The sequence below is a fragment of the Streptomyces sp. NPDC008079 genome (assembly GCF_042957385.1).
GTDB lineage: Bacteria > Actinomycetota > Actinomycetes > Streptomycetales > Streptomycetaceae > Actinacidiphila.
Genome location: NZ_JBIBIC010000004.1, coordinates 245,085 through 268,152, shown reverse-complemented (window position 1 = coordinate 268,152; position 23,068 = coordinate 245,085). Strand labels below are relative to the sequence as shown.

The window sequence follows — 23,068 nt, the reverse complement described above, 5'->3', positions numbered from 1 at the left end:
GATCTACGACTGGAGTACTAAAAGCAGAACCAGCCGTTCTGCACGAAACCCTCCGCGTTCACGTTGCCCCAGGCGAAGCCCCGCACGTACTCGCTGCCGAACTCCGCATAGTTCTGGTGCACGGTGAACGTTTGTCCGTAAGTGAGATGGTTGAACGGCGTGCCACCGTAGGAGCTACGGACATCGAGGGTCTGAGCGCACACGGTCATGCGCTGACCTATGTTGCCGTCGTTCGCCCAGAGGTAGGGGCCGCCGGCATAGGCGGCGGACTGGGTGACGGTGAGCATTACCGCCGTGAATACGGCGGTGAGAGAGCTTCCGAGGATGGCACGCCGCGCCAACCGCCGGGGACGACGGTCCGTGCGCAGGGTCGGTTCGAACTGCTGACGTAACGCTGACGCGACCATGGGGTTGTCTCCTTGTCTCGGGGACTTACGGCACGGACACAGTAAAGGGACAGGCAGGCATGCGACAGCCACCCGGGCCAGTAACCGACAGGGTCAAGCCACCTTCGAGTATCGGTAGCCGATGAACTGCCATGGCCTCCCCTTGATGATTGAGGTTCCGAAACAGGCATTTAGCTTGTTCTTTAAGGTCTCCTTGGGGGCTGGGGGCTGCCTCAGGTGCTGCTTGATTGTCAGACCCCCTCGGTACGGTCGACGCATGAGAGCTACGGCAACCTTCACCGTCAAAGCGTTCGTCCCTACCGAGCTGAAGCCCGGGCCAGCCGTATCCACGGCGCTGCCGGTCGGTGTCGCGACCATGGAGAAGCACTACGAGGGGGAGGCAACCGGCCGCTCGGCGACCTTGTTCACTTCCGCGTTCGACCAGACGACCGGCGTGGGCACATACATTGCCATGGAGTCGTTCGACGGATCGCTGCACGGTCGGCAGGGTTCCTTCAACTTCGCGCACTCGGCGACAACGTCTGGCAACGACCGCACTGCGGAGTTCTTCACCATCGTGCCCTCAAGCGGCACCGGCGAGTTGGCGGGGATCGTTGGCGCTGGCGGGATGGCTGTGGAGGTTGACGGCACGCACCGTATCTGGTTCGACTACCAACTCGGCTGAGCGGCAGGCTTTGGAACGGAGCCGCCTGACATCCGTTGGTCTTCCTTCTCCTGACCGGCCGGGTGGTCACTCCTCTTACCGACGCCGGACGACGCTCCGAACGTGATCACTCGTACGGGGATTCCTCGGGCATGAACACGATCGGCTGGTGGCGACGCTGATCCATCCGCGGCACGACCTGCCGCACTCGGCGCTGGGGCTGCTGTTCGGCGTCGACCGGTCCACCGTTACCCGGGCGATCGGAGAGATGCGCACGCTCCTGGCGGAGCGGGGGTGCGCAGTTCCCGACCGCCCCGGCCTGCGGCTTCGGACGCTGGCGGATGTGTTTGCCTACGCCTGGGCCGAAGGCGTCGAGCTGCGTTTGGACGCCACCGAGGTTCAGGTCCGCCGACCACCGGCCGGCCGCGGCGGACGGCGCGCGTTCGTCTCGGGCAAGAAGAAGCAGTTTGCCTGGGCCTGAGCCGCGACCACCGTGGGCACGCGATCACCCCTCCGAGAAAACCCTGCCCGTGGGCACTACCCGGCAGAGTGGAACAGTGGGAACGAGACCGCCACGGCCACTCGTCCGACCGAATCACCGTCGGACGCGCCTCGCCGACCACAAACGCTGGAAGCAGCTCCAGCGCTGGACCCATCGCCGTGACCGCCTCCCCGACACCTACCGAGCCATCGCAGGCATCGTCTCCGACCGCAACATCACTGCCTGAAATCGGGCCATGCACGGTGCAGGCGGTCACCCAGGTCGTCCACACCGAACGAATCGGGGGAGCAGGAACTCGCAGCCGCGGACTTGGCGCGTGGGCCGTCCCCTCCACGCGCCTGTGGGGGAGGGTTGCGGATCAGGGCTGAAGGATCTCCTGGATGCCGGGAACAGGTCCCACTGCCAGGTCTTCGATGACGAGGATGAGGAAACAGTCCGCGAGGGCGGAGGCGTTCCCCTCCGCAGACTCCCCGGCGAGCGTGTCCTCCGGGACGAACTCCGTCTCCCAGGTCCGGGCTGACTGCCATTGATCTGATTCCACCGTCCCCCGGACGCGGATCGGCCACCTCGTCCCCGTGCCCTGCGCGTCAACGATGCGGAGGGCGCCTGCCTGTGGGGAATGGCCGGTTAGACCTTTCATCTTCTCCGCGACGAGCCGCGTTGTCTCGGCGGGTGGGAATTCTTCGCCTACCATGCCGCCACTGTACCTTCTTCGAACTGCGGTCCGGCAGTTTTCCGCAGATGCCGAGCTGTCAGCACGCCGGCTGGACTTCACCGCGATGGAGCGTTATCGAGTTCTCGTGGTAGGCGGTGATGATCCCCTTGATGCCGGTGGACCCGTAGCTGTTGAACTGGACCACAACCCGGAACTGACCTTCGCAGGGGGCCAGGTCACGGAGGATGAACGCTATGGAATTTCCCCCTTGCGGGACAGTAGAGGTGAAGTATGCCAACGTGTTGGCAATATCTTCGTCGACGTGGGCGGACCAGTGCTTGGAGTGAATGTGGTTGAAACCCCAGGTGCTGCTTCCACACCGAAGCGGTACAAGTGCGTACGGCACGTGAGGCGCGTACCACTTAACGATGTGCCCCGCTGTCTGGCCGTTGCACGCGGTCGGGCTGAGCACTGCTGGCTGGACCGGCGCCGCTTGCGCGGCGGTGGATACACCTCCGGAAATGATAAGTGCGCCCAATGCGGCGGCGATTTTTGTCGTTGTGCGCATGGTCATCTTCATGGGGCCTCCGTGATTTCTCTTTGTCTTTGTTGTGAGAAATCTATGAAGGCAGTCGAGGTCGAGTCAATTAATTAACGGTGTGGGTGATTCAACGTTTCCGACCTGTGGTTCGGTTTCGGACGTCCCTCCTCTGGGTGTGCTGCATATGAACGGAACTCAATGATCATCGGTTGTCAGGCTGGCTGCTCCAATGGATCAAGATGTATCCGGAATGCACTTGCGTGATGACCTCTTCGCGGCTCAGCAGGTCGAGTATGGCGCACATCTATCGGCGACACGGGCGACGTCCTGTATGGGGCGTCACTTACATCGGCTAACAACGGCTAACACAACGAGCCGAGTTATCGGTGGGTGATGAGGCAGCAGGCGAGTTTGAGGAACGCTTCGCGGATGTCGGCTCGCCGTTCCCCTCGGATGCGCAGACGTCGGACGCCGTGCAGCCACGCAAAACTCCGCTCGACCCCCTGGGGCGTGTTTTGAAAGTCGGCTCTGTTCGTCGTCCCATGCCGTGATGATCACGGTGTGGGGCGAGGGGATCTTTCTGACGAGCAGTGCGCGGTGCTGAAGCCGTTGTACTGCAGGCTCGGGCGGATGCGGCAGGTCTGATCACGTGGGAGGTCAACGTCGACTCCACAATCTGCCGGGCCCATCACCACGCCGCAGGCGCCCGCCGGGACGGACATGCTCAGAAGGAACCGGCCGGCGGAACCCGCACGGAGCCCGACGACCACGGTCTGGGCCGGTCCCAGGGCGGCTTCACCACCAAGAATCATCTGGCCTGCGAACAAGACCAACGGCCGCTATCTTTGCTGGTCACCGCCGGACAGCATGGTGACAGTTCTCAGTTCGCCGCCGTCCTGGACGGTATCCGAGTACCCCGCACCGGGCCGGGCCGTCCCCGTGTCCGGCCTCTGCGGGTGCGGGGTGACAACGCCTGCTCCTCCCGCGCCGACCGGGCCTACCTGCGAAAGCGTGGGATCCGCTGCACCATCCCGGAGCCGGCCGACCAGGTCGCCAACCGCAAACGGCGCGGGAGGGCCGGCGGGCGGCCTCCGGTCTTCGACCGCGAGGGCTACAAGGCCCGGCACGCGGTCGAGTGCGGGATCAACCGGCTCAAGCGCAACCGGGCGGTCGCCACCCGGTTCGACAACCTCGCCGTCCGCTTCGAAGCCACTGTCCTGATCGCCGCGATCAGCGAATGGCTGTGACCCCTGAACTGTCGGTTCCACGTGCCATGCTGACCACGGCCAAGGTGAACCGGGCGAGGGAGAGACAACGATGGGGGCTCAGTACTACGGCGCCGACAGCGAGAACGGCGACCGCATCGACGACCCCTCCGAGGACGCGCTGTACATGATGCTCAGCGACCTCAACGACTCCGACAACACCTTCCTCGTCGTCCAGCCCGACGAGGACGACCCCGTCTGGTTCGCCTCCGTGGCCGTCCTGGACGAAGGCGGCTACGAGATCGTCCGCCGCCACACCACCCGCAACGAGCACGAGGTCACCACGGCGAACAGCATCAACGACATCGCCCGCGACCTCACCATCTGGATGGCCGTCCGCGACTTCCCCGGACGGCCAACCAGACAGGCCACCGACTTCTAAAACACGGCCAGGCGGTAGGTGCCCAGTCGGTGCCGTGCAGGGTGCCGCGGCGGGCGATCGCGGGCACGATGCCACGTGCGCTGACCTGGTCGCTGTAGATGTCGTGGTCGTAGGTTGGGGCGCAGTCCCGCCGCAGGCTTGAACCGGTTCCGGTGAAGGCCGAGGGCTTGTGTTCGAACGCCGTGCGTCTGGCCGCATGTGGTTGGCTGGCCGAGGACAGGCCGGAGACGTTCAGCGTCCCTGCCAGCCCGAGGCGGCGGCATGATCGTGGTCATGTCCTGGGCGCTGTCGGTGCGCCGTTCGTAGTCTCGGGCCAGGCAGCGCGAGCGCATCAGGCCCGCGAACGTCCGCTCCGGCAGCCTGCGCGCCCGGCCTCGCGGTCGGTGACCGTTGCCGCCGTGACCATCACGCTCAGCAGCAGCCCGAGCGTGTCCACCATGATGTGCCGCTTTCGGCGGTGACCTTCTTCGCAGTGTCGGAGCCGCTGGAGCCGTTCCCCGGCTGGGCATCGCTGCTGTCCGGGGCGGGCTCAGAGATCGCAGCTGCGGAGGCGGCGGGTCGGGCGTGACACGAATGGGTGAATCCAATTGGCATATGCGGAGGCGGGCAATATTTGTGCCTCGGGCAGGGCACGAGTACGCAGTAGGAAACGCGCCGTTCGTTATGTTTGTCGCCGTTGTGTGGTTCGGCGGAGGCGTGGTCCGGTGCGACGGGAGTGTGCCGATGGAAAGGGCTGCCGAGACATGCAGAGGTCGTGCAGGACGGAGCACTGGCAGGTAGCGGCTGGCCTGGAAAGCCGGGAGGAGATCACCGTCTTCGCGACGGTCCGTCACCCCGTCCGGGGGCTCGTCCATTGCCGGGCGGCGGAGTTCCTGGGAGGGGCTCTCCAGCGGGACGGCTGGTCTGTGCGTTATGAGGACGAATCTCCTCCGCTTCTGTCGAGCTTCCCGGACGGGGCCGGTCATGCTGCGGCAGGAGTCCAGGTGCTGTCCTACTTGCAACGTGACCGGCAGGCGGCAGGGTTGGCAGGGGCGGCTCCTTCTGGTGGGGCCTCGATCGCGTTGCAGAGGGCGCTGGCTTCCTGGCGGGCTGTGATGCGGACTCGCCAGTTCGTGGTCGCGGAAGGTGATCCTTTGTGCGGGGGTGCCGTGCGCGCCCAGGCTCTGCTGGAGGGGGCCTTGTCGGCCGGTGGCGGCCAGGTGCGAATTCTGGCCGGCACGATGCCGCACTATTCAGCCGGTGCCGGTGATGAAGGCCACTCCGCGTTGTCGACGGACGAACTCGACCGAGTGGCGGCGGGCACCCGTGTAGTGATCGGGCCGGCTGGCGTGGCCCCAACTGTGCGAGCCTCCCTGGTCCGCCAGGGGCTGCGTGTTATTGATGCGACCTGTCCGCTGGTGACGGCCGCCCAGGCCGAGATCCGCAGATTCGCCGCGCACGGCGAAAGCGTCGTTCTCATCGGACCTCGGGACAGTGCCGTGCTGCCCGGCATGGTCGGGCAGGCTCCCGACGCGGTCCGGACGGTGCACGATGTCGCCGAAGCAGGAGACATCCGGGTGGAGGCCCCCGGCCGTGTGGCGGTGGTGACCGCGCCGGGGACCCCAGGCGAGCGGAACCGGATGGTCGCCGAGGCGGTGCGGGGCGCACTGGGTCATGTGCTGCCCCAGGACCCGACCACGTACTGCCACGCCGCCAGCGATCGGGAGCACGCCCTGCTCAGACTGGCCGCATCCAGCGATGCCGTCCTGGTCCTGGGACGCCAAAACTCCCCCACTCTGGCCAGCCTGAGGAATTCCGGTGTGCGGGCATACGGGGCAGCTCGCAGTGCAGAGGTGAGGCCCGCGTGGCTGGCGGGAGCCGCCGCGCTCGGCATCGTCGCGGCCCCTGGAGCCAGCCCCGCTCTCATGGCCGACACGCTGCGGGCATTGACGGGTCTGGGGCCGTCGGCCGTGACCCGACAGGTTACGACCACCCTCGTGGACCGGGGCGACACGGAGAGCGGCTGACCGTCAGCTGGCCCTCTGGGCCCCGGCGTGCCGGTGTGTACCGCATGGGTGGGGCGTGCGGCTGCCCGCGCAATCTGTTCATCACGTGGTGTAGCCGGAGCAGACCGGGACATCTGACGGGTATGTGTTCTGTTCCCCCTAAAGGCAGAAAAGAGAGGGGATGCATCTCAATGGGTCGATTGCCCAACGTGCGGCTGCGAGCTCTCTTACGCGAGGCGAACATGACAGCCGGACATTTGTCCAGGGCCGTCAACCAGGCAGGCGGCGAAGTCGGCTTGGCCCTGCATTACGACCGTACGTCCGTCTCGCACTGGCTTTCCGGAACTCGTCCTCCGGAACCGGTGCCTTCCCTGGTGGCCGAGGTCCTCTCTCGCGCGCTGGGACGGCAGGTCACTGCTGCGGACACCGGCCTTCTGAACGGCAACGCTCCGGTCGCCACCCGCCAGTCGGACGACCTCGGCCTGTCCTTGGTGCGGCTGGCTCGCCCGCCCACGAAAGAACTCGCGGATTCCAGCGTCTACACGACCCTCCTTGAACTGGACGCGGCCGAGGGAAACTTCGCTGTACCACTGGCGCCATCGGTACCGCACGCCCGGGAGGCCGAGCCCACCTCGGTGCCAGCCACGGAGTTGATGCTTCCCGTCTTCGCCCGGATCGACATGGCTTTCGGCGGTGGAGCGGCCCGCCAAGCCCTATCCTCCTACTTGGCCGTCGACATCACGCCGCGGTTAGTCCTGAGGATGCCTCCGGGACGCCGCGACCGTTTTCTGCGCACTGCCTCGCGACTCACCTATCTCGCCGGGTACATGCACTTCGACGACAACATGAACGGAATAGGGCAGTCGTATTACCAGACTGCCGTTCGCATGGCGGCCGCGTCAGCGGACCTGCGCACTTATACGACCGTCCTGCGGGCGATGAGCATCCAGGCTCTGCATTTGGGCCATCGGTCTCTGGCCCTGGACATCGCTGAGGCCGCAGCTCGGCACAACACAGACCTCCCGCCGGGGCAAGCCGTACTGCTTACTTCCCAGTGGGCACTCACCCTGGCGGCGAACGGTCAGCGCCGCAAGGCCTTCGCGGAACTGCGCCGGGCTGAACAGACCTTTGCCCGAGGCCCATTGAGCACGGGAACGATCGATGACTTCCACGCCGCCGCCTTCGCACACCAGAGCGCGGAGACATTCGCCTACGCGGGCGAGCCCGCCCGGGCCATCCGGGAACTTACCTCCTCGCTGAGGCAACGGCCTGCGGACGAACGCCGAGCACGTGCCCTGATCAATGCGCGGCTCGGCGGGCTGCAACTCGACCAAGGGCACCTCGAACAGGCATGCGCGGCCTGGCACCTCTTCCTTGGTGACCAGGCCCACTTGCGGTCAGGTCGGATCGCCTCCGCGCTGGCTGAGATGCGGTCACGACTGCGGCCCTTCAGGCAGCAACCAGTAGCGCGAGAAGTCCTCAACCGGAGCCACTCATAGGCGTTCGCCAGCGGCGCCCCGCCGGCCGATTCACCGTAATGCCGAGCAGGTCGTCCGGAACGGGAAGGCCACGTCCAGCGGGAGCGCGAATGCGCTGAGGGCGGCGAGGAGATCGTCGTCGGATCCGGCGAGGACGGGTCCGATGTGGAGCTGGCGCTCCCAGGTCTACTTCGCGGTCGGCGGCTCGCCGGAACGGCCCTGCGGCCACTGCCCGGTTCCCGGAAACGCGGGTCGGATCCGCACACAGGCAGTGCGGCCGATACGGGCGGGCCGTTCTCGCCGACCCGCCGGCCGAGAACGCCGGCAGGGCGGGAAGGGGCGGGCGAACGGATCCAGGGGCCCCGAAGGGCGCGCTGCTGAAGTCAGTGACGAAGACCGCCGGAGGGGACGTGTTTGAGCCCGGCGAAGCGTCGCTGAGTGGGAGCAAGTGCTTCGGGGTCGATCAATACGTCGACAACACATGGGCCCTGGACGGTTGCGGCTTCCCGCAGGGCGTCGTGCAGAGCCTCCGGGGCGGTGACGCGGATGCCGCGGGCACCGAGGGCTTCGGCGTACTGGGCGAAGTCGGTCATGGGGAGCGAGGAGTCGGCGTAAGGCAGGTCGAGAGCTCTCGTTCCCTGTTTGCACATACCGTAACTGGCGTCGTTGAGGACGATCCACACGACGGACGCGTTGTACTGGACCGCGGTGCTGACCTCGTTCTGCATCAGCATGGCCCCGTCTCCCACCAGGGCGACGGCGCGTCTGCCGGTGGCAAGGGCCGCGCCGACCGCTCCGCAGGCGAAGTGCCCCATGGAGCCCAGGTAGAGGTTGCTCACACGCCACTGCCCCGGGCGGGAGAAGCGCAGGTAGCGGTTCCCCCAGGCGAACGCGTTGCCGTTGTCCCCCATCACGAGGTCGCCCCGGTCGACGAACCGGCTCTGGATCTCGTGCAGGAGCCGGCGTGGGTGCACGAGGCGCTCTGTTCGCGGCGGTGGGGCTGAGGGAGTGTGCCCCGGTGCGGGGCCGCCGGTGTGATGCGTATTGGTGGGCGGCGCGCACATGGCGGGCGCCGCTTCCACGAGCGCGTACGCGAAGGCGGCGACATCAGCCTCTACACGGATGAGCCGGTCGGCCGGGTAGACGTGAGGCAGGTCGTCGGGAGCGAGGTCGACCTGGATGAGCTGGGCTCGGGCGAGATACGCCTCGTCGTAGCAGGAGGCCCCGTCGCCAAGCCTGCTGCCCAGCGCGATCACGAAATCCGGGTCGTGGCGCCGCAGTGCGTCGGCGACCTCGGGATCGCCCCCCAGTCCGGTCACGCCCAGGTATCGGGGACCTGCCTCGGGGAAGATGCCCTTGCCGCGGGGAGTGGACATCACCGGCGCGTCGAGACGTTCGGAGAGTTCGGCGACGGCCGCTGCTGCCCGGCGCGCGCCCCAGCCGACCCACAGCGCGCACCGACCGGCGGCCAGCCGGGAGAGGAGCGCCTGGTCAAGAGCCGGTGTGTCCGCAGCGGTGGCACGCGGAGGAGCGGACAGCGGCACGGGAAGGTGACCGCGCTGGGCTGGAACGGTCAGGGCGAGATGGTGCACATAGCCGGTGGACCGGGCGAAGCCTGCCGCGCACGCCTCCCATACGCCGGCCAGAGATTGCGGGCTGTCGAGGATGGTGACTCCCTGGACCGTCTGGTTGGGCGTGTGCAGCGTCTGCGGTGGCAGGGACAGAGGGCTCGTTTCCTGGATGGGGAATCGGCCGACATAGGCAGGATCGGTGTAGCCGCTGATCAGCAGCACCTTCGCGCCCTCGTAACGCGCCGCCATCAAGCCGGTGAGACTGTTGGTCAGACCTGGTCCCGTGGTGACGAACACAGCGACCGGACGGTCGGCGGCGATGCTCGCCTCACATGCCGCGAAGAGGGCGCCTGTCTCGTGCCGGCAGTGATAGGTGGGGACGCCGGAGGCGGAGAGGGCATCCCACATGTAGACGATGCCTCCTCCGGAGACACCGAACGTCTCTTTGACACCCAGTGCCCGGAGCATCATCACCACGCCCTGCGCGAGTGTGGAGGCGGTGCCGTCCGGGGAGGCTGGGCGAAGGTCGGCCGGCCGTGCGGGGGCGGAGGCTTCTGCCTGGTCGGACACGTCAGCCACGGAAGGTCCTATCGTCGTGTTCGGCGTCGCGGTGGCGTGGACTCGTCCGGGGGGCGACTCCCCGGTAGCGCAGGGCGGAGTGCGGCAGAGAACGCAGGACAGGGGCCTGCTGTGCGGCGCCCTCGACGGCGTTGCCGATGAAGGACGGCTGAATGATCAGCATCATCATCACGGCAGCGGTGTCGGCCGCGAAGCCGAGGTCGAGCAGGACGGCGATGCCGAGGCCGCCGATGTTCACTGCCGTCTTCCTCCTCCGGGACAGCTCGGCCTCGACGTCGTAGACCAGCAACTGGTAGGTGCCGACCGGCCATTGGCGGACTCGGACGCACTGCTGGAACGCCAGCACACGTTCGTCCGCGGGTCGCAGCGGCACTCCGAAACCCGGCAGCCGGGGGTTGCGCTCCAGCAGTTCACCCACTGCGGTGGGCAGGCTCACTCCCTCCGCGGCACTCAGCCGGCTGCGCAGATCGAGCAGCATCTGTGCGCAGAGCCGGGAGGTGCCCGGGCCGGCCACACCTGTGGCGGCAAGGACGGACGCGGCGAACCCTGCCGTCGGATTGCCCCAGGACGCCGCGATGCGGCCCGCCTTGAGCGGCCAGATCCGCGGATCCGCGAGAGCGGACGACGCGGCGAGGTCGTCGAGCATCGAGCTCTCCGCGTCCGTCAGCTTGCGGTGCCCGAACACCAGCGACATCAGACTCCAGACGGACGTGGAACCGGCGAGGTCACCGGCGACCGCGTAACCGGCCAAGTGGTTGTCACCCCAGCCGAACCTGCCGATCGCTGTTCTGATCTCATCAACGTTCCTGGCTTCATCAAAGGTCTCAGCCATTGCCTTCGGACTCCGGGACATAGCGGACGGGTGGCAGGTTGATGGGGTAGCGCAGCATTTCGGTCGCCGAGTGGCGTAGTACCTCAGCGGTGACTGCGGGCAGTTGAGCCATGACGATCGAGGTGATCAGTTCCTGCGGATCCCGCAGTCCGCAGCAGAACAGCAGGGCCAGCGCGCCCGCCGTGACGGTCGGAACGAAGGATCTCGGGCCGGGAAGGAGGGTCTTCGCGTCGGCGGGCACGGCCTCCCAAGCGGCTTGGTCGTCCGGTGTGCTGGCGGCGTAGGCCGCGGGCGGCGTGTCCTCGGGACCCCTCAGCCACTCCAGCCACGCCGTGTGCTCGTCGAGCACCCCTTGAGCCGATTCGGCTAGCGTGATCGCCGCGACCGACAGCACCTGAGCCGGTGGGCACGCCGTAATGCGCGCCAGCAGTGCCGCATGCGCGCCCGCGTCGGTCAGCGGGACGGGCATCAGCAACGTCCACGCGGTCTCCATCGCGACGGCCTCCGACTCGGCAGGCAGTTCTCCGCGCCAGGCGAGGAATGCCAGTTCGGAGAAGCGATAGTGCCGCGCGAGGTCGCCGAAGACGCCGTAGCCGTGCATCCGCAGCGGCACGGAGGGATCGACGACATTGCAGGTCAGCCGAGAATCCCAGGAGGTGCGTTCGAGAGGCCCGGCCTCCGTGTAGGTACGTCCGTCCGGGCTGTCGGTCGTGCTGCCTTCTGCTGACGTTGTCCCTGGTGAGTCCGACAACACAGCTCAACCATCCTCTCTCCAAGGAGTTCGGGATGCCGGTCGTATCGCGTGAAGCTCCCTCCCGGCGCTCTATTTCTGCCGCGACGGTGTCCGGAGCCAGGATTCAGGAGACCATCAATGCACAGCCTCGGACGGGAGCGCCATGCGTCGCCCGAACCGGAGGCGTTGAATGTTCCGCGGCGTTGAACGTCCACGGCTCTCCTCCCCACCGTCGTTCGCGGGGTGGGGTCGCTCGGCTGGAGGAGGACCGGGTCGTCACAGGTCGGCGACGAGAACCTTCGGACGCTTTTCGGACACTGGATGGTGCAGTAGGGCGGGCAGGGCCGCGAGGTCGACGACCTGATGCGCGGTGGCTCCGTAGCCACGGGCCAAGGACAGGTGGTCCAGGCCCGGAATGGTCAGTCCAGGGACCATTTTTCGGCCGGTGAGCTGGGCGTACCAGTCCAGGACGGCGTAGCGATCGTTGCGCAGGACAAGGACGGTCAGCGGGAGCCGAAGAGCGGCGGCGGTCCATAGGGCGGTGATGGAGTACTGGGCCGATCCGTCGCCGATCACGGCGACCACCGGGCGGGTGGGGTCGGCGAGTTGGATGCCGACAGCTGCGGCGAGGCCGAAGCCGAGGCCGCCGTCGGGGCTGGTGTAGTAGCCGCCAGCGCGGCGGATGGTGACACGGTTCCAGAAGGTGTCCAGGGTGGAGGGGGACTCGTTGACGATGACGGTGTCGGGGGACAGGTGGGCCAGGCAGTCAAGGATCTGGTCGGCCCGGTCGGTGGGTGGAGCTGCGGCGGGGCGTCTCGGGACCAGGGGCCGGTGGCCGCCCGGGGCGGCCAGATCGGCCAGGGCGGCGAGGGCGAGGGCCGGATCGGCCAGTACGGCGTCACCTACCGGGGCGCGGGCGGCCTCGTCTGGATCGTCGGTGAGCAGGACCAGTTCACTGCCCGGGGGGATGAGGGGGCCGGGCAGGTCCAGGTAATGGCGGAAAACCGGGGCTCCGACGACCAGGATCAGGTCGTGTTCGGCGAGTGCCTGGCACAGGAGCGGCGCGGCGGGGCGGAGGACGCCCTGATACTGGGGGTGGTCTTCGGGGAACGGACTGCGCCCTTGGGAAGGCGCAGTCCACACCGGTGTTCGGGTGCGTTCGGCAAGATGGACGGCGCTGGCGCGCCCCGCCTCGGAGTCCAGGCCGGAGCCCAGAACGAGCACGGGTCGTCTGGCCCGGTCGAGGCGGTCGGTCAGGGCGGCGAGGGTGCCCGGGGCGGGAACGGACCGCGCACTGATACGGCGGCCGGTGAGCGGGGCCGGGTCTTCGCCCTCGACATCCCAGTCGTCCGCGGGCAGGGACAAGAACACCGGCCCTTGGGGAGGCTGCATCGCCAGGTGCCGGGCGCGGGCCAGGGCGGTCGGGACGTCCTGCGGGCGAGGCGATTCGAAGGCCCACTTGACCGCCGGCCGGGGCAGCGTGGTGGCATCGGCGTTGGTGAGCAGCGCTTCCATGGTGACGAGGCGTCGGCTCTGCTGGCCGGCGGTGATGACCAGGGGCGCTCGGCCAGCCTTGGCTGCGAGGATGGCACCCATCGCGTTGCCGAGGCCAGGGCCGCTGTGGAGATTCACCAGTGCCGGCCGACCTGTGGCCAGGGCATGGCCGTGGGCGGCATGGACGGCGACGGCTTCGTGCAGGGTCAGGACGTAGTTGAGGTCGCTGGGGAAGTCCTGCAGGAATCCGAGTTCGGTGGAGCCGGGGTTGCCGAAGATGGTCGTCATACCCCATTCCCTGAGCATGTGGTGGACGATGTCGCGGATCACAGCCACCTGGTGGCCTCCTGACTGGGCAGCGCCTCGGCACCGGCACGGGCCGTTGGTACGCCGGCGCCCGCTGCCCTGCGGGAGTGGACGGCATCGCGCACGGCGAGAACGTAGAGCAGGTCGAACACGAAGATCGCGGCACACAGGAAGTGGATCAGCGAGGAGTCGCTGTAGGGGCGCCGGTAGAGGGAGAACGCCAGCGAGGCGGGGACCGTACCGAGCAGTTTGGTGACCGCGATTCCCAGGGACTGGCCGGCCAGGGTGCCGCGGTGGTGGAGCATGGTCAGGAACAGTACGGACATGGCCAGGTTCTGACCGAAGGCGGCGTAGGCCCCCCAACGGTCGCCGAGTTCGCTGCTCAGCAGCAGAACACTCAGATAGGTGGACGCCATGGTCAGGGCGAACATCGCGTAGAAGATTCCGCGTTTCAGGGAGGGGAACTGCGCAGGCCCGAACTTGAGGGCCTGGTACACCAGAATCAGGTCGACGCAGAACCAGACGACGGTGACGGGGCGCAGTAGGTGCGGGTAGGGGTGGACGAACGCGAAGATGAACTCCCAGGAGATGTTCGCGCACAGCGCTGCCAGTGGCATGCCGTAGACGCGGTCGCGGACGCCGTGCTGGATGATCTGGACGTAGGTCGCGGTCCAGCCGATTCCGGCGGCGACGACCAGGATTGCGAACACGGTTCACTCCTACGGGCTGGTGTGCTGTCCCTGCGTCGGACGAGCCGACTGGGGTTGTTCGTAGGCCGCGCGCATGCGTTGCTGGGTGAGCCCGCTCAGAGTGAGCAGCAGCGCGAGCGCTGGCAGGCACCACCAGCCGATGCCGATGGCGAGTACGGCGCTAGTGAGCACCAGGCGTTCCAGTACCAGCACCTCATGGCCACGCAGAGCAGTCGCCTGGTCCAGAGCTCCGCGGTGGCGGTGCAAGCGCCAAAATCCGAGCGCACCCATGACGGTCGCGGCAGCTACGAGACTGCCGAACAGCAGGTGGTGCCTGGGCCTGGCAAGAAGTTCCACTGCCCACCCGATGGAGAGCGCCACCGAGTAGCTGGCTGCGGCCACAGTGAGAGCGGGCCCAGCGCCATAGCGCACGGGAAAGGTGCGATAGCCGCCGGACCGATCGCCGTCAATGTCGCGCAGAGTGCCAACCAGGTTCGAGGCGGTGTCATGAGACAGGAATGCGAGAGCGAGTGGGATGACGAGCCGCCAGTCCGGGTGGCCTGGCGGGGCGAGCGCTCCAAAGACGAATGCCGCCGCAGTCAGGCAGCCGCGGACCAGGTTTCCGGCCAGCCCTCGCGCTTTCAACGCGCCGCTGTACAGAAAAATCCCCGCACCGATCGCACCAGCGGGCAGGAGTTCGCGCGCACCCAGCACCACAGCGGTGCCGCTGAAGGCCAATAGCCCCAGTCCTGCGCTGGCGAGCGCGGCCTGCTCAGCGATGCGCCCGGATGGGATGGGGCGGCCTGGCTTGGCGTGGGCGTCCAGTTCCCGGTCGAGGAAATCGCCTAGGTAATGAGCGGCGATCCAGGCGGCGGTCGGTCCCAGCCAGGCACACACCAGGCGGGCAGGAGCGGCATCTCCGGTTAACCAGGCTCCGGACAGCCCGACCAGTCCGGGATACCAGATGGTGTAGAGCCGCCACGTTTGCAGGTGCGCGACGCAGACCTGACGGTAGCCGAACAGGACGGCAGGCTCGATACGAAAACATTGAGAAGTCACGGCAGAGCGGGACATGTTGTGTCTCCCTCGGGGTGGCAGTACCGGACGTGCTGTCGGGCAGCGAGGTATTCCCGGATCAGCGCAACCGAGAACGCCGACAGACGACCTTTCGCAATCGTCCGGTACCCCACGGCCACCAGCCTGCGGCCTTCTCTGTTCTCAGTAGTGGCGGCCGGTCCACCGGGAAGCCTTACACGATGATGGTGGCACTGGGCCGAGGAAATCGACCAGCTTTTTTTGTGACCCGCCTGTTGAAAGTTGGTCGCGTGTTGAAAGCCGCTTAGGCGGCGGCGAAAGCAACCAGTAAAGGTCAACCCGCCTCCCAGATGATCGACCAGTGTCATCGCCACGATTTTCCTCGGCGCAGTCTGGGATCAATACCGAGCGCACCTCAGTGAACCTATTTTATTATGAACATTCTGACGTCGGGACTCTTCCCCAGACTGGCTGGAACAACAAGGTTCGCGCAGGAGTGCAACGGGGACGTCACTCGAATCCGGCGATGGGAGACAGTTGAGCGACTGCTCGCCTCCCGGCCGGGAAGTCTGCAACGTCGGCAAGGTGTTGCAGGCACCCGGCGCAAGTCTGGCCGGTGTTGGTCCTCTTCGTCGTGGACAGGTCGCGATGGTGAGCCCCTGGCCGAGGTCGCGCGCAACGGCGCGAAAACCGTTGCGGTCGGAGACCGGTCGCAGATTCGGGTGATCGGGGTCGGCGATCTGTTCGGTAGAGGGCACCATCAGGCCGGGCCTTGACGCTCAGGGCCGGGCTACTGGAATGCTGGCTTGCATCTCCCGTCTGAGAAGAAGCCGCGATCCGGCGTGGGGATCGGTGGGGGGCGCATGGATACTGAGGACCATGCGCATCGACATTGATCCCGGCCAGGTTGAACGGAACGTCTTCTACAAGCTTCTGACCTCGGTCGTTGTACCCCGGCCGATCGCCTGGGTGTCGACGACGTCGGCGGCGGGCACGGACAATCTGGCCCCGCACAGCTTCTTCACGGTGGCGTGCGTGAGTCCGCCGGTGGTGCAGTTCACGTCGGTGGGGCGGAAGGACTCGGTGCGGAACATCGAGGAGACCGGGCAGTTCGTGGTGAGCCTGGCGCCGGAGCATCTGTTCGAGCAGATCAACGCGACGGCGACGGACTTCCCGCGGGGGACGAGTGAGTTCGACGCGGTGGGGATCGCGCGGGAGCCGAGCCTGAGGGTGAAGCCGCCGCGGGTGGCGGCCTCGCCGGTGGCGCTGGAGTGCGAGCTGCACAGCACTGTCCGGCTGGGGGACTCGACGGTGGTGTTCGGGCGCGTCGTGCACGCGGCCGTCTCGGAGGCGGTGATGGACGACGGGCACCCGGACGTACGGAAACTGCGCCCGCTGTCACGGCTGGGCAAGGACGAGTGGGGGACGCTCGGCGAGATCCTGGAGATCAAGCGGATTCCGCTGGCGGACTGGTCCGGTCCGGGGATGTGACCGCTCCGGCGACCGTCTCGGAGGAGTCCGAGGGCTCGGCGGAATCCGGGTCGGCCGCGCGCGCCGAGCGGGTGCGGCGGGCCACCATGGCCGCCGCCACACCCGTGACGCCCAGGAAACCGAGGGCCAGCAGGAAGACCGGCGAGGTCGGGGAGGCGGCGCGGCTGCCCGCGACCACGTAGGCGGCGGTGTTCGCCGCGCTGCCCGCCGCCGTGGCGGTGAGGAAGGGCAGCAGCCGGATACGGGAGACGGCCGCCGCGTAGTTGGCGGCGGCGAAGGGCACACCGGGGAAGAGCCGCAGCGCGAGTGTGCTGCGGAAGCCGTGCCTGCTGAGCTGCCGGTCGAGCGAGAGCGCGATCCGCCCGCGCAGGAAGGGCCGTACGGCGTCACGGCCGAGCAGCCGCCCGAGCAGAAACGCGAGACCCGCGCCCAGCACCGTCCCTGCTATGGCGGCGGGCAGCCCGGCGTGGATGCCGTACAGGGCCCCGGCGGCGGCGTTGAGCAGCGGTCGCGGGACGAACGCGACGGTGCACACGCCGTACGCGAGCGCGAAGAGGACGACCGCCATCGTGCCCGATGTACGCGGCAGGCCGTGCGTCAGCAGATGCTGCGGCTGCCACGCCAGTACGGCGGCGCCCGCGCCCGCCAACAGCAGGATCAGCAGCGCGAACCGCGCCCACGGGGAGAGCAGCACGCGCGAAAGACGGACGGCCGCCCCGTACGGAGCGGAGACCGGGACTCGCGGGAAGCGGTCGAGCATTCAGGCAGCGTAATCGAGACGGGCGGCAGATGGCGCCTGTCGATGTGCCCCACGGCGGGGGCGGGGCGCCGCGACACGTCTACGGCCGGGGACGGGTGCGTGGCGCACGTCGTACGGGCCGAGGGCGGAGTCCGGCGGAAGATCGTCGGACCGCGCGGCCCCCGCGTCACACCGTGTCCGCCACCGTCAACTCCCCGTCGCCCTCCGCCTTCTGAAGCTGCGGGCCGCTGCCGGTGACGACAGGGGAGGCGGCGTGGGGCGTGCGGCGGTCGAGGACGCCGGCGGTCACGGCGATGCCGAGTCCGGCGGCGGCGAGGACCGCGCCGACCAGGGCGGGGGAGGTCCAGCCCCAGCCGACCGAGATGGCGACGCCGCCGAGCCAGGCGCCGCCGGCGTTGGCGAGGTTGAACGCGGAGTGGTTGGAGGCGGAGGCCAGGGTCGGGGCCTGGCGGGCCTTGTTCATGACCAGCATCTGGATCGGCGTGGTGGTGAGGAAGCCGACGGCGCCGAGCACGACCACCCCGATCGGGGCGGCGACCTTGGACTCGGCCGCGTAGTGGAAGCCGAAGAGGACGACGGCCAGGGCGCCGAGCGAGAAGTACAGCGTCGGCCGCAGGGCCCGGTCGGTGAGGGGGCCCGCGGCGAGCGTGCCCAGCGTCATGCCGACGCCGAAGAGGGCGAGCAGCCACGTGACGGAGGAGTCGGCGTAGCCGGTGACCTCGGTCATCATCGACGCGAGATAGCTGTAGACGGCGAAGATCCCGGCGAAGCCGAACACGGCGGTGAGCAGGCCGAGCAGCACCTGCGGCTCGCGCAGGGCGCGGAACTCCTGGGCCACTCCCACGTGTTCGTCGGTGGGCAGACGCGGGATCAGCAGCGCGAGCGAGCCCAGCGCGATCAGGCCGATCACGGACACCACGAGGAAGGTCGCGCGCCAGCCGAGACTCTGGCCGAGCGCGGTCGCGGCCGGCACGCCGACGATGTTGGCGATCGTCAGGCCGAGGAACATCGCGGCCACCGCCCGCGCCCTGCGGTCCTCGCTCACCATCCGGGCCGCGACGACGGCGCCGACACCGAAGAAGGCACCGTGCGGCAGGCCCGCCAGGAAGCGGCCCACGAGCAGGGTGCTGTAGTCGGGGGCCACGGCGGAGGCCGCGTTGCCGAGCGTGAAGAGCGCCATCAGCAGCAGGAGCATCCGCTTGCGCGGGACGCGGGAGCCGAGCGCGGTGAGCAGGGGCGCGCCGAGCACGACGCCGAGGGCGTAGGCGGAGACGAGATAGCCCGCGGTGGGCACCGATGTGCCCAGGTCGTCAGCGACGTTGGGCAGCAGGCCCATCATCACGAATTCGGTCGTGCCGATGCCGAAGGCGCTCACCGCCAGAGCGAGTATGGCCAGGGGCATGGAGCAGCATCCTTCTGAAGTGTTCGGGCTTCGGGGTTCGGGGCCCGTGGGCGCCGGGTTCGTACGGGGAGGGTTCGTGCAAGCCGGGTTCGTGCGGGCGGACATCATGAGTGCCGCGCTCGGGCTCGCGGCGGTGCCCGCCACCTTCTAAGTTCCTTCGCGGAACAAATTCTCGCACGCGGTTGCTTCGCATACGTCACCACCGGGTGAAGTCGTGTCGACCATCACGCCACGCCTCCCCGGAAGGCGACGGAAAACCTTTGGACGTACCACCGACCCGGCAGGGATGATCACCGCATGTTCCGGCTCACCTTCCTCGCAGACGCCACCGCAGCAGCGGTCGCGCCGACGAAGGCTGCCCGGAGCGCACGGGACACCTTCTTCGACGGCGCACGACGCTGACCCTCCCCGGACAGTCATCCGGCGGACCCCGCAGGGGGAGGGTCGGTCCGGCTCATGGGGTCCGGCCGCGTCAGACAACTCCGTCAGAGGAAGAGAAGAGACGACGTCCGTCATGTCCAAGCAGAGCTACGTGCGCACCAAGCCCCACCTCAACATCGGCACCATGGGTCACGTCGACCACGGCAAGACCACCCTCACCGCCGCCATCACCAAGGTCCTGGCCGACCGCGGGACCGGCACCTTCGTGCCGTTCGACCGGATCGACCGGGCCCCGGAGGAGGCGGCCCGCGGGATCACCATCACCATCGCGCACGTCGAGTACGAGACCGACACCCGGCACTACGCGCACGTGGACATGCCGGGGCACGCCGACTACGTGAAGAACATGATCACCGGCGCCGCGCAGCTCGACGGCGCGATCCTGGTCGTCTCCGCGCTCGACGGCGTGATGCCGCAGACCGCGGAGCACGTCCTGCTCGCCAAGCAGGTCGGTGTCCGGCACATCGTCGTCGCGCTGAACAAGGCGGACGCGGGGGACCCGGAGCTGGCCGACCTGGTCGAGCTGGAGGTGCGCGAACTGCTCACCGCCCACGGGTACCCGGGCGACACGCTGCCCGTCGTGCGCGTCTCCGGACTGCGCGCGCTCGACGGCGACCCGCGGTGGACCGCCGCGATCGAGGCGCTGCTCGACGCGGTCGACACGCACGTGCCGGTCCCGGTGCGCTACACCGAGGCGCCGTTCCTGCTGTCGGTGGAGAACGTGCTCACCATCACCGGGCGCGGCACCGTCGTGACGGGCGCGGTCGAGCGAGGGACCGTACGGCCGGGCGACCGCGTCGAGGTGTACGGCGAGGGGCACGGCGACGGGCCGTTGGTGAGTGTGGTGACCGGTCTGGAGACCTTCGGCAAGCCGATGGAGTCCGCGCAGGCGGGTGACAACGTGGCGCTGCTGCTGCGCGGTGTGCAGCGCGCCCAGGTGCGGCGCGGCGACATCGTCGCGGCGCCGGACAGCGTGGCCACCCACACGCGGTTCACGGCGACGGTCTTCATGGTGCCCGCGGCCGAGGGCGGCCGGCACACGCCGGTCTCCACCGGCTACCGGCCGCAGTTCTACATCCGCACCGCGGACGTGGTCGGCGACGTCGACTTCGGCGGGCCGGGCGGCATGGCGCTGCCCGGCGACACCGCCGACATCAGCGTCGAGCTGGGCCGTCCGCTCCCGCTGGAGCCGGGTCTCGGCTTCGCGATCCGCGAGGGCGGGCGCACGGTCGGCGCGGGCACGGTCACCGCCGTGGGCTGAGCCGCCCACCCGGCGACCGCGCCCAACAGGGCCCGGCCGCAAGAGGGCTCGGGCCATCGCGGCCCGGCCGCGACAGAACCCGGCCCCGTCGACCCCCGAACAACCGGGGGACGGCGGGGCCGGGCCGTGCGCGGGGCCCCGCGCACGCGCCGGTACGGATCACGCCCGACCCCCGCCCGCTCGGGAGCCCCGATCCCACGACGGCGGCCATCGGCCCGCACGGACACCCGCACCCCCGTACGGAAACCGCCCGCCTGGGACAATGACCCCGTGAGCCACACCCCGGAGGACCCGCCAACCGCCCCAGAAGAGGCCCCCGCCCCGGACGAGGCCCCCGCCCCCGAAGCGGTCCCCGTGATCCGCCCCGTGGACTTCGGGGAAGCCCGGCTGATGCCGGACGTGGACCGGCCACGGGGCTGGCTGTTGACGGTGGACGGGGCACCGCAGTCGTATGTGGACCTGGACGATCCGGAGTGCCTGGAGTTCGAGTACGTGCGGCGGATCGCGTACGCGCTGGAGGCCGGGAGCGCGCCGGGGGAGCCGGTGGCGGCCGTGCATCTCGGGGGCGGCGGGATGACGGTGCCGCGGTGGCTGACGTGGGCGCGGCCGGGTTCGCGGCAGGACGTCGTCGAGGCCGACCGGCGGCTGGCCGCGCTGGTCGCCGAGCATCTGCCGCTGGCCGACCCCGCGTCGGTGACGGTGCACACGGCGGACGCGCGCGCGTGGCTGGCCACGGCGGCCGAGGCGAGCGCGGACGCGGTCGTGGCGGACGTCTTCGGCGGCGCGCGCGTACCCGCGCACCTGACGTCGGTGGAGTTCGTACGCGCCGCGCGCCGCGTCCTGCGCCCCGGCGGCGTCTACGTCGCGAACGTCGCCGACGCGGCCCCCTTCGCCTTCCTGCGGTCCCAACTGGCCACGGTCCGCGCCGTGTTCCCCGCCCCCGCCGAGATCTGCCTGCTCGCCGAGCCGGGCGTGCTGCGCGGCCGTCGCTTCGGCAACGCGGTGCTCGTGGCCAGCGCCGCGCCGCTCCCGGTGGACGCGCTCGCCCGGCTGTGCGCCGCCGACGCCTTCCCCGCCCGCGTGGTGCACGGCGCCGCGCTCGACCGTTTCACCGGCCGCGCCCGCCCGGTCTACGACACGTCGGCCGCGCCCTCGCCGACCCCGCCGGACGGCGCCTTCACCGTCGGCTGAGCGGGAACGGCGTCCGCGTGCGCCACGCTGCTGCCCGCCACCACCCCGTGCCTGCCGCCCGTACGCCGTTCCAGCCGTCGTACGTCCGGCAGCGTCAGCACGGCGCCCGTCAGCAGGACGACCACCGCGGAGCAGCCCCACAGCGCCTGCGTACGGCCGAAGAGGCTGGCGGCGGGGCCGGCGAGGGCCAGGGCGATCGGTGTCACGGCCACCGAGCCGAACCAGTCGTACGCCGACACGCGTGACATCTTGTCCTCGGCGATCTCCTGGTGCAACGCGAGCATCCAGCCGACCGCGAAGACCTCGATGGCCACGCCGGTGATGAACATGGCGAGCGCCAGGATCCACAGCGGGGAGGCGAGGGCGAGCGTGGCGCTCGGCAGGGCCAGTGGGAAGACGCCGAGGGTGCCCGCGAGCAGCATGCGGCGCGGTTTCCAGCGCATCATCAGCAGGCCGCCGCCGACCGTGCCGACACCGAAGGCGGCCATGGCCAGGCCCCAGGGTCCCGCGCCGCCGAGATGGTCGCGGGCGACCAGCGGCCCGTACACCGCCTCGGCCGCGCCGACCACGGCGTTGACCACGGCGAATTGCACGACGATGCCCCACAGCCAGGAGCGGGAGACGAACTCCCGCCAGCCCTCGCGCAGATCGCCGACGATGCCGGACGCCCGCGCCGGGCGGTCGCCCGCGGCGACGTGCAGCCGGGAGCGCATGGCGGCAGCGGCGGCGAAACCCAGCGCGTCGATCGCCAGCACCCAGCCGGGCCCGAACGCGGCGACGAGCGCGCCGCCGACGGCCGCGCCGCCGATGGTCGCGCCGTTCATCGACATCCGGAAGACGGCGAAGGCCTTGCCCGCGTGCGCGGACTCGACCGTGGAGAGCACCATGCCCTCGGAGGCGGGGGAGAAGAAGGCGTGCGCGCCGCCGCCGACCGCGGTCAGCAGCGCCATCTGCCACAGCGCGGCGTGCCCGGCCAGGACGAGCACCGCGAAGGCGGCCTGCGAGAGCGCGTTGACGAGGTTGGCCGTCACCATCACCCGCTGACGCGGGATACGGTCCGCGACCGCGCCGCCGATCAGCAGGAAGACCACCATGGCCAGGGTCCTGGCGGCGGCCACCAGACCGACGCCGGTGGCGCTGCCGCCGGACTCGATGACGGCGTAGGCGGCGGCGATGAGCGCGCCGGAGTTGCCGAGGTTGGTGATGAACGAGGCGGTGACCAGCAGTTGGAAATTGCGCCCGGCCCAGGACGGGAGGCGGCTCCTGGGGTCCCGAGAACGCGGGCCGGGCGGGCGGGCGTCGGAGGGGCCGCCGCTGCGGGCCGTGTCGTTCGAGGTCACCCGGGGGACTATGCCCGCAGTCCGTTTCCTCTCGCAAACGGATTCCGGCCGGTCCGGGAGCGGCGGGCACCCGCCGCCCGCCGCT

At 69.0% G+C, this 23,068-nt stretch carries 20 protein-coding genes and 3 pseudogenes; 9 read left to right on the top strand and 14 right to left on the bottom strand.

The genetic code is table 11. The features are described from left to right. Positions 1-17 precede the first annotated feature (17 nt). Positions 18-407 (bottom strand): hypothetical protein, encoded by a 390-nt coding sequence (locus ACFZAM_RS12655; RefSeq protein ID WP_391045273.1) that lies wholly within the window; start codon positions 405-407, stop codon positions 18-20. A 256-nt stretch (positions 408-663) separates the two neighbouring features. Here ACFZAM_RS12655 and ACFZAM_RS12650 point away from each other — a divergent pair, with 256 nt between their 5' ends. Then, complete coding sequence (locus tag ACFZAM_RS12650; RefSeq protein WP_391045270.1) at positions 664-1,071, top strand: DUF3224 domain-containing protein; 408 nt, start codon at positions 664-666, stop codon at positions 1,069-1,071. 139 nt (positions 1,072-1,210) lie between these two features. After that, positions 1,211-1,778: pseudogene (locus tag ACFZAM_RS12645) on the top strand (transposase family protein); the annotation flags it as partial. 132 nt (positions 1,779-1,910) lie between these two features. On the opposite strand, the gene ACFZAM_RS12640 reads toward ACFZAM_RS12645, so the two are convergent. The 3 genes and pseudogenes from ACFZAM_RS12640 to ACFZAM_RS12630 form a co-directional block, all read right to left on the bottom strand. After that, positions 1,911-2,246, bottom strand: coding sequence for a hypothetical protein (locus ACFZAM_RS12640; RefSeq protein ID WP_391045268.1), 336 nt, complete (start codon positions 2,244-2,246; stop codon positions 1,911-1,913). A gap of 58 nt (positions 2,247-2,304) precedes the next feature. Continuing rightward, positions 2,305-2,787 carry a hypothetical protein gene (locus tag ACFZAM_RS12635; protein WP_391045267.1) on the bottom strand — a complete coding sequence of 161 codons (483 nt, stop codon included), beginning with the start codon at positions 2,785-2,787 and terminating at the stop codon, positions 2,305-2,307. A gap of 341 nt (positions 2,788-3,128) precedes the next feature. Further along, a pseudogene (locus ACFZAM_RS12630) lies at positions 3,129-3,248 on the bottom strand (IS5/IS1182 family transposase); the annotation flags it as partial. A gap of 90 nt (positions 3,249-3,338) precedes the next feature. Here ACFZAM_RS12630 and ACFZAM_RS12625 point away from each other — a divergent pair. Next, a complete protein-coding gene (locus tag ACFZAM_RS12625; RefSeq protein ID WP_391045265.1) occupies positions 3,339-3,995 on the top strand; it encodes an IS5 family transposase in 657 nt (218 codons plus the stop codon). A 70-nt stretch (positions 3,996-4,065) separates the two neighbouring features. Beyond that, the gene (locus ACFZAM_RS12620) at positions 4,066-4,395 is read left to right on the top strand and encodes a hypothetical protein (RefSeq protein ID WP_391045263.1); all 330 of its coding nucleotides are present in this window, start codon (positions 4,066-4,068) and stop codon (positions 4,393-4,395) included. Positions 4,396-4,759: 364 nt separating this feature from the next. Here ACFZAM_RS12620 and ACFZAM_RS12615 read toward each other — a convergent pair. After that, positions 4,760-4,872: pseudogene (locus ACFZAM_RS12615) on the bottom strand (IS5/IS1182 family transposase); the annotation flags it as partial. A gap of 506 nt (positions 4,873-5,378) precedes the next feature. On the opposite strand from ACFZAM_RS12615, the gene ACFZAM_RS12610 reads away from it, so the two are divergent. Both ACFZAM_RS12610 and ACFZAM_RS12605 read left to right on the top strand, forming a co-directional pair. Beyond that, positions 5,379-6,401: a hypothetical protein gene (locus ACFZAM_RS12610; protein ID WP_391045261.1), complete on the top strand. Its 1,023-nt coding sequence runs from the start codon at positions 5,379-5,381 to the stop codon at positions 6,399-6,401. Positions 6,402-6,622: 221 nt separating this feature from the next. Continuing rightward, a complete protein-coding gene (locus ACFZAM_RS12605; protein ID WP_391045259.1) occupies positions 6,623-7,879 on the top strand; it encodes a hypothetical protein in 1,257 nt (418 codons plus the stop codon). Positions 7,880-8,241: 362 nt separating this feature from the next. Here ACFZAM_RS12605 and ACFZAM_RS12600 read toward each other — a convergent pair whose 3' ends face one another. From ACFZAM_RS12600 to ACFZAM_RS12575, 6 genes are all read right to left on the bottom strand, one after another. After that, positions 8,242-10,008 carry a thiamine pyrophosphate-dependent enzyme gene (locus ACFZAM_RS12600; RefSeq protein ID WP_391045257.1) on the bottom strand — a complete coding sequence of 589 codons (1,767 nt, stop codon included), beginning with the start codon at positions 10,006-10,008 and terminating at the stop codon, positions 8,242-8,244. Next, positions 10,001-10,840: a hypothetical protein gene (locus ACFZAM_RS12595; RefSeq protein WP_355350266.1), complete on the bottom strand. Its 840-nt coding sequence runs from the start codon at positions 10,838-10,840 to the stop codon at positions 10,001-10,003. Before ACFZAM_RS12595 ends, ACFZAM_RS12600 begins: the two co-directional genes overlap by 8 nt. Further along, positions 10,833-11,453, bottom strand: coding sequence for a hypothetical protein (locus ACFZAM_RS12590; RefSeq protein WP_391045253.1), 621 nt, complete (start codon positions 11,451-11,453; stop codon positions 10,833-10,835). Before ACFZAM_RS12590 ends, ACFZAM_RS12595 begins: the two co-directional genes overlap by 8 nt. 396 nt (positions 11,454-11,849) lie before the next feature. Then, the gene (gene mdlC, locus ACFZAM_RS12585) at positions 11,850-13,403 is read right to left on the bottom strand and encodes a benzoylformate decarboxylase (RefSeq protein WP_391045250.1); all 1,554 of its coding nucleotides are present in this window, start codon (positions 13,401-13,403) and stop codon (positions 11,850-11,852) included. Then, on the bottom strand, positions 13,394-14,083 hold the full coding sequence (locus ACFZAM_RS12580; protein ID WP_391045248.1) for a hypothetical protein: 690 nt from the start codon (positions 14,081-14,083) through the stop codon (positions 13,394-13,396). Before ACFZAM_RS12580 ends, mdlC begins: the two co-directional genes overlap by 10 nt. A 9-nt stretch (positions 14,084-14,092) precedes the next feature. Beyond that, positions 14,093-15,136 carry a UbiA family prenyltransferase gene (locus ACFZAM_RS12575; RefSeq protein WP_391045246.1) on the bottom strand — a complete coding sequence of 348 codons (1,044 nt, stop codon included), beginning with the start codon at positions 15,134-15,136 and terminating at the stop codon, positions 14,093-14,095. A gap of 840 nt (positions 15,137-15,976) precedes the next feature. On the opposite strand from ACFZAM_RS12575, the gene ACFZAM_RS12570 reads away from it, so the two are divergent. Next, positions 15,977-16,588 carry a flavin reductase family protein gene (locus tag ACFZAM_RS12570; RefSeq protein ID WP_355350251.1) on the top strand — a complete coding sequence of 204 codons (612 nt, stop codon included), beginning with the start codon at positions 15,977-15,979 and terminating at the stop codon, positions 16,586-16,588. On the opposite strand, the gene ACFZAM_RS12565 is transcribed toward ACFZAM_RS12570, so the two are convergent. Continuing rightward, complete coding sequence (locus tag ACFZAM_RS12565) at positions 16,545-17,348, bottom strand: VTT domain-containing protein (RefSeq protein ID WP_391045243.1); 804 nt, start codon at positions 17,346-17,348, stop codon at positions 16,545-16,547. The two genes, ACFZAM_RS12570 and ACFZAM_RS12565, sit on opposite strands and share 44 nt — an antisense overlap. Positions 17,349-17,514: 166 nt before the next feature. Further along, positions 17,515-18,750 carry an MFS transporter gene (locus ACFZAM_RS12560; RefSeq protein WP_391045242.1) on the bottom strand — a complete coding sequence of 412 codons (1,236 nt, stop codon included), beginning with the start codon at positions 18,748-18,750 and terminating at the stop codon, positions 17,515-17,517. A 514-nt stretch (positions 18,751-19,264) separates the two neighbouring features. On the opposite strand from ACFZAM_RS12560, the gene tuf reads away from it, so the two are divergent. Together tuf and ACFZAM_RS12550 are read left to right on the top strand one after the other, a co-directional pair. Then, positions 19,265-20,452, top strand: a complete 1,188-nt coding sequence (gene tuf / locus ACFZAM_RS12555) for an elongation factor Tu (protein WP_391045240.1) — start codon at positions 19,265-19,267, stop codon at positions 20,450-20,452. Positions 20,453-20,842: 390 nt separating this feature from the next. Continuing rightward, positions 20,843-21,643 carry a fused MFS/spermidine synthase gene (locus ACFZAM_RS12550; protein ID WP_391045642.1) on the top strand — a complete coding sequence of 267 codons (801 nt, stop codon included), beginning with the start codon at positions 20,843-20,845 and terminating at the stop codon, positions 21,641-21,643. On the opposite strand, the gene ACFZAM_RS12545 is transcribed toward ACFZAM_RS12550, so the two are convergent. Further along, positions 21,583-22,983, bottom strand: coding sequence for an MFS transporter (locus ACFZAM_RS12545; RefSeq protein ID WP_391045237.1), 1,401 nt, complete (start codon positions 22,981-22,983; stop codon positions 21,583-21,585). The two genes, ACFZAM_RS12550 and ACFZAM_RS12545, sit on opposite strands and share 61 nt — an antisense overlap. Between the last annotated feature and the right edge of the window lie 85 nt (positions 22,984-23,068).